Source organism: Geothermobacter ehrlichii, assembly GCF_008124615.1.
Lineage (GTDB): Bacteria > Desulfobacterota > Desulfuromonadia > Desulfuromonadales > Geothermobacteraceae > Geothermobacter > Geothermobacter ehrlichii.
The window spans coordinates 115984-122321 of record NZ_VNIB01000009.1; the positions used below are offsets into that span (position 1 = coordinate 115984).

6 protein-coding genes are annotated in these 6338 nt (G+C 62.8%); all 6 read left to right on the top strand.

The genetic code is table 11. The features are described from left to right. Positions 1-51: 51 nt before the first annotated feature. The 6 genes from EDC39_RS10565 to EDC39_RS10590 all read left to right on the top strand — a co-directional run bounded on the left by EDC39_RS10565 (position 52) and on the right by EDC39_RS10590 (position 6178). Positions 52-840 carry a sulfite exporter TauE/SafE family protein gene (locus EDC39_RS10565; protein ID WP_148896349.1) on the top strand — a complete coding sequence of 263 codons (789 nt, stop codon included), beginning with the start codon at positions 52-54 and terminating at the stop codon, positions 838-840. A gap of 179 nt (positions 841-1019) precedes the next feature. Beyond that, positions 1020-1583, top strand: coding sequence for an ANTAR domain-containing response regulator (locus EDC39_RS10570; protein ID WP_148896350.1), 564 nt, complete (start codon positions 1020-1022; stop codon positions 1581-1583). 12 nt (positions 1584-1595) lie between these two features. Continuing rightward, complete coding sequence (locus EDC39_RS10575; RefSeq protein ID WP_187426749.1) at positions 1596-3170, top strand: GAF domain-containing sensor histidine kinase; 1575 nt, start codon at positions 1596-1598, stop codon at positions 3168-3170. Between the two features lie 298 nt (positions 3171-3468). Next, positions 3469-3807: a P-II family nitrogen regulator gene (locus EDC39_RS10580; protein ID WP_148896352.1), complete on the top strand. Its 339-nt coding sequence runs from the start codon at positions 3469-3471 to the stop codon at positions 3805-3807. A gap of 25 nt (positions 3808-3832) precedes the next feature. Further along, on the top strand, positions 3833-5221 hold the full coding sequence (amt, locus tag EDC39_RS10585; RefSeq protein ID WP_148896353.1) for an ammonium transporter: 1389 nt from the start codon (positions 3833-3835) through the stop codon (positions 5219-5221). Between the two features lie 222 nt (positions 5222-5443). Next, positions 5444-6178: a TorF family putative porin gene (locus EDC39_RS10590; RefSeq protein WP_148896354.1), complete on the top strand. Its 735-nt coding sequence runs from the start codon at positions 5444-5446 to the stop codon at positions 6176-6178. Positions 6179-6338: the final 160 nt, after the last annotated feature.

Here is a 6338-nt window from a genome sequence, read left to right on the forward strand (position 1 = left end):
TTGTCGATTTCTGCCGGCTGCGATGCCGTTGCGGAGCAAACGGATGCGACGATGAACATGCATCTGCTGGTTGGGACGTTGGGGCTGGTGAGCGGCTTTCTTTCGGGGTTGCTCGGCATCGGCGGCGGCATCGTCATGGCGCCGCTGCTGCTCTATGTGCCGCCGTGGCTGGGGTTGCCCGCTTTTTCGATGCGGGAGGTGGCCGGCCTGACCATCATCCAGGGGCTGACAGCCTGCCTTTCCGGAGTGCTGGTCCACCGCAAGTTCCATTTTGTCTCCGGCCGTCTCGCCGCCTGGATGGGCTCGACTATTTTTGTCGCCGCCCTGACTGGTGGCGCCGCTGCTGACCGGATCGCCAACCAGCTGCTGTTGGCGGTCTTTGCCATTCTGGCTCTGGCGGCCGCCGTCCTGATCCTTGTCCCCACGGCCGAAGACAGTGAACGGCCGAACGTCGAGCAGGTCACTTTCAGCCGCCTGCGGGCCGTTACCATTGCCGGCGGCGTCGGTTTTCTGGGGGGGCTGGTCGGTCAGGGCGGCTCTTTCATTCTCATACCGCTGATGACCTCGTTTCTGCAGATACCGACGCGGATCGCCATCGGCAGCAATCTGGCGATCATACTTCTCTCTTCTCTGGCGGCCTTTCTCGGCAAGGCGCTGACCGGGCAGATCCTCTGGTCGCTGGTGCCGGCGCTGGTTCTGGCGGTCGTTCCGGCGACGTTTGCCGGCGGGCAGCTCAGCCGCCGGCTGCCGGTGGGCAAACTGCGTCTGCTGCTGGCGGTGTGCATTGCCGTTGCCGCCATCAGGATCAGCCTGTCCGCCCTGACCTTCTGTCTGGAATGATCCCGGTTTCCATCGTTGCTGGCGGAGGGGGGTAACTAGGCAGATGGGAAAAAGTCGCCCGCCTGGCGGTCTCCCTGACCGCCTCTCTGTTCGGGCAGCGGATTCTCTGGGGCCCTTTCCTCACTGGCACCCCTTGTGCAGTCTCCCTTGCTTGAGATCCACGCAAGGGAGGTTGCGCCATGAAGGTTCTGCTGGTTGCCGACGACGAACCCCTGGTCCGGCACCAGGTGCTCGAATCGGTCGCAAGCTATGGGTTTGACAGGATTATCGAGGCCGAAAACGGGGTGCAGGCCCTGTCTCTGGCCCTGACGGAAAAGCCGCTTCTGGCCATTCTCGATGTCTCCATGCCGGGCATGGACGGTGTCAGTGTTGCCGAAAAATTAAGCAAGGAGCGGCCCATGCCGCTTCTGTTGTTGACCGCGACCCGCGATGCCGAAACCTTCGCCCGGGCCCGCGAGGCCGGGGTGCAGCATTACCTGCTCAAGCCCTTCGATCCTGATCAGCTGCGCGTCACCCTGGAGCTGGCGATTCACCAGTTCATGGAGCTGCACCAGCTGCGCGAGGAGAACGACCGCCTGAAGGAGACCCTGGAGACCCGCAAGCAGATCGACCGCGCCAAAAGGGTGCTCATGGGCCGGGGGCTGAGCGAGCCGGAGGCCTATCGCCGGATGCAGAAGCTGGCCATGGACCGGCGCAAGAGCCTGCGCCAAGTGGCCGAGGCGATCCTGCTGGTCGAGGGGTGATCCGGATTCATGGTGCAAGAGTCGAAACACGATCGTCTGCTCAAGGCCCACCTGGAGATCAGCCAGCACCTGACCGACGTCGCCAGCGGCGAGCTGCTGCAACGCATCCTTGAGCTGGCCCAGGGGGTGTTCGGCTTCGACAACGCCATCATCCGCCTGCTCGATGAACAGAGTGGCGAGCTGGTGACCGTCGCCTCCTTCGGTTACCCGGCCGAGGCCGAACGGCTGCGCATCTGCCTGGGCGAGGGGATCATGGGTCGGGTCGCTGCCCGCGGCGAGCCGATTCTTGTGGCCGATGTTCTCGACGAGCCCGGCTATCTCGGTGGCATCGAGGGGGCGCGCAGCGAGCTGGCGGTGCCGCTGGTGGCGCACGAGCGCGTCATCGGTGTCTTCAACGTCGAAAGCCGCCGGCCCGGCGCCTTCGATCAGGCGGACATCGGTCCCATGCTCGCTTTTGCCGGTCTGGCGGCCATCGCCTTGGAGAACGAGCGTCTGCTCGCCTTTCTCGACCGCGCAAGCGATGCCAACCGGCAGCTCGACCAGCTCAACCGACAGATCCTGCGCCATGTAAATCTCGGCGTCTACACCCTCGACACCGATCTGAAGGTGACCAGCTGGAATCCGGCCATGGAACGGCTCAGCGGCCGGCCGGCCTACGAGGTGCTTGGGTGTGACCTGCTCGATCTCTTTCCCCACCTGCGCGGTCAGGACTTCGAGCGTCTTTTGCGCCAGGTAGTGGCGGGTGGTAGCCCGGGAGTGCTGGAGTTGCCCCACCGCAACCTGCGCGGCGAACTGCGCTTTCAGAAGCGCCAGGTCGTCCCCTTGCGCCGGGCCGGCATGACCACCGGGGTGCTGGTAGTGGTCGAGGATCTCACCGAGTTTCGCCGCCTGCTCGACCGGCACCTGCATACCGAAAAGTTGGCCGAGATCGGCCGCCTGACCGCCGGTATCGCCCACGAGATCAACAACCCCCTGACGGTGATCGGCTATGCCGCCCAGTTGCTCGAGCGGGAACTTCCCGGTGATGAGGGGCGCGACCTGATCGAGCGCGTCGGCCGCGAAGTCGAGCGGCTCCAGGCTCTGACCGAGGGGCTGCTCAGCTTCTCCCGCCGGGAAGCGCCGCAACTGCGTCCCACCGACCTGCAGGCGGTGCTCGAAGATGTGCTTTTGCTGTTGCATTATGAGCTGCAGAAACGATCCATTCATCTGGTGCGCTGCTTCCACCCGGTTCCGGCGGTGGCCGCTGATGTCAACAAGCTCAAGCAGGTGTTCATCAACCTGCTGCAGAACGCTGCCCAGGCGCTCGGGCGAGACGGGGTGATATGCGTGAAGCTGAAGCAGGCAGGCGAGAACCAAGTGGTGGTCGAGGTTGCCGACAACGGACCAGGCATTGCCGAGGATCTGCGGGGACGTATCTTCGAGCCCTTTTTCACGACCAAACAGGAGGGGGAGGGGACCGGACTCGGTCTCTATCTCTGCCGCCAGATCGTTCAGGAACATGACGGCGAGATTGAGCTGGACAGCCGGCCCGGCATGGGGGCGCTGTTCCGGCTCACCTTCCCAGCCCATCCGGTGAACAAAATTTAGTCAGAGGCCTTCTTTCTGCCGCAAGTTTGGGCAAGGTGGAGAAGTGTCGTTGGGGAATTGCTTGAAAGTAAAAGAAAAACCTTTTTGGCACACCCCGTGCTAGCTACCTGAGGAGTCGCCGGCGCCGGCTGTTTGGTCCCCCGGCAACCACAGACTGGTCGAACAGCGCGAAACAAGGGCGTTTCGCCAACCATGACGACCCAAGGGCAATGGCGCCCCATCCAGCGCGAGACATCGCGTTCGGATCGGGGCGCCTTTTTATTTGGCGTTTATCAACCCGAGGAAAGAAGGAACAGCTATGAAAAAGATCGAATGCATCATCAAGCCGTTCAAGCTGGACGAGGTCAAGGATGCCCTGGCCGATCTCGGCATCGCCGGGATGACCGTCGGCGAGGTTCGGGGGTTCGGTCGGCAGAAAGGCCATACCGAACTCTACCGCGGCGCCGAGTACCAGATCGATTTTCTGCCCAAGTTGAAGATCGATCTGGTTGTGCCGGATGAACAGCTGGAGGCGATCATCGGTGCGATTCAACAGGCTGCAGGCACCGGACGGATCGGCGACGGCAAGATCTTCGTAACCGAGGTCGAGCAGGCAGTTCGGATCCGTACCGGCGAAACCGGTACGGATGCCCTGTGAACGCAAGAGGAAGGAGAACGGAACGATGAAGAAGATGAAGCTGCTGGGTCCGGGGTTCGTTGGCATGACGGTCGTACCCCTGCCGGCTTTCGCCGCGACGGCGCCGGTTTCGGAAGTATCCTACATTCTCAACACTTTTTCTTTCCTGGTGATGGGCATTCTGGTGATGTGGATGGCCGCCGGTTTCGGCATGCTCGAATCAGGCCTGGTTCGCTCCAGGAATGTCGCCACCATCTGCCTGAAGAACATCGCCCTGTTCGGCATCGCCGGCATCCTCTTCTACCTGGTCGGCTACAACCTGATGTATGACGGGGTCGACGGTGGTTTCATCGGTTCGTTCGGCATCTGGGCCGCCGACGACAGCGCCGCCTTGGCCGGCAACTACGCCACCGGCTATGCCGCCGCTTCCGACTGGTTCTTCCAGATGGTCTTCTGCGGTGCGGCCTGTTCGGTGGTCTCCGGCTGTGTCGCCGAACGGATCAAGCTCTGGTCCTTTCTCGCCTTCTGCGTCATCCTGACCGGCTTCATCTATCCGATCCAGGGGGCCTGGGGCTGGGGCGGCGGCTGGCTGTCGCAGCTCGGTTTCGTCGATTTCGCCGGCTCGACCATCGTCCATTCGGTCGGCGGCTGGGCCGCCCTGACCGGGGCCATCATCCTCGGCGCCCGCAAGGGCAAGTACGGCAAGGACGGCCGGGTCAACCCGATTCCCGGTTCCAACATTCCGCTGGCCACCCTGGGGACCTTCATCCTCTGGATGGGCTGGTACGGCTTCAACGGCGGCTCGGTGCTGGCCCTCGGCGATGCCGCCAGCGCCATCAGCATGTCGAACGTCATGGTCAACACCAACATGGCCGCCTGCGGCGGCATGGTGGCGGCGATGGCGATGGTGCAGCTGCTCTACAAGAAGGTCGATGTCACCATGGCCCTCAACGGCGCCCTGGCCGGCCTGGTGTCGATCACCGCCGGGCCCGATACCCCTTCGCTCGGGGCGGCGACCCTGATCGGCGCCGTCGGTGGCGTGCTGGTGGTGCTGGCCGTTCCCTTCTTCGACCGGCTCCGCATCGATGACGTGGTCGGCGCCCTTTCGGTGCACCTGGTCTGCGGCATCTGGGGGACCCTGGCCGTTCCCTTCACCAATGCCGAGGCGAGTTTCGTCACCCAGCTGATCGGGGTGGTCGCTACCGGCGCCTTCGTGGTTGTCACCACCGCCGCCGCCTGGCTGCTGCTCAAGGTTACCGTCGGCATCCGGGTCAGTGAAGAAGAAGAGATGCTCGGCTGCGACGTCACCGAGATCGGCATGGAAGCCTACCCCGACTTCCAGACCCGCCACGTCGGCGGAACCGGCCTGGGGGTGACCGCCTCTGCCCGGATGAGTGCTTCCAGCCTGGCGACCAGGCCGGTCAAGCAGTCCTGAGAGTCAAAAGCGGGCGGGGCGGTCGCCCCGCCCGTCAGGCGGTCGAAAAAGGTCTGTTTGCGGCGTTGTCCTCATCTGCCGGAATCTCGACCTGTACTCACGTCTCGCCCCTCGGGATTCCGGACGCCTTGCATTCGGATTCTTTTTGACCCGCCTGGTCTGTCGACATGCCCCTTGATTGTCCGTCCACATCAACCACGAAAAAAAAGGAGTAACCCGGCCATGAAGAGGTTTGTCCGTTTTCTGATCGTTCTTGTTGCGACGCTTTCCTGCCTGCCGCCCGTAAGCGCCCTGGCCTTCGAGGCCGAAGGGGATGTCTACGCGGGGATCTACGACAAGTACCTGTGGCGCGGTTTCGACCTGAGCGGCGGGCTGCCGGTGGCCCAGGGCGGGGTTGATGTCGCCATCGGCGGTTTCACCGTCAGTTACTGGAGCAACATGCAACTGAAAAACGACGCCGGTGAAGGGCTGCCGGCCGGCGAAGTCAACGAAACCGATCTGACCCTCGACTACAGTTTCGAGCCGGGCGACCTGGTCTCGGTCAGCGTCGGCAACATCTTCTATGCCCTCGACGGGCTGGAGGATACCAGCGAGCTCTATGCCGGCGTCAGCTTCGACGTCATCGCCTCTCCTTCCCTGACCGCCTACTACGACTGGGACAAGGCCGAAAAGAAAGGTCTCTTCTTCGTCTTCGCCGTTTCGCACTGCTTCGAGCCGGTCAAGGGCCTGAGCGTCACCCCCGGTCTGGCCATTTCCTGGAACGAGGAGAGTGACTACGCCATTGGCAGCTACAGCGACTGGCACAACTACGAAGCGAGCCTGGGCATCGACTACGCCATAACGGACGCCATCGGCATCTCGGCCTCATATCTCTTCTCCGAGGGGATCAGCGACGAGGCCAGACAGGTCATCGACAGCGAATCGGCGGCCGGTCTGAGCGTCAGCCTGTCGTTCTGATGGCTTGTCCTTTGCCGTTCCGTTGATATGGATGGCGCCACTCTCGGGGTGGCGCCCTTTTTTTTGGTTCTTCGTCGATTTCCGTGGAGTTGTAGCGAACCATAGATGGTTGTATGTTTCCTCCGCATGTAGATGAATCGGAGGAGACGATGTTCGATCG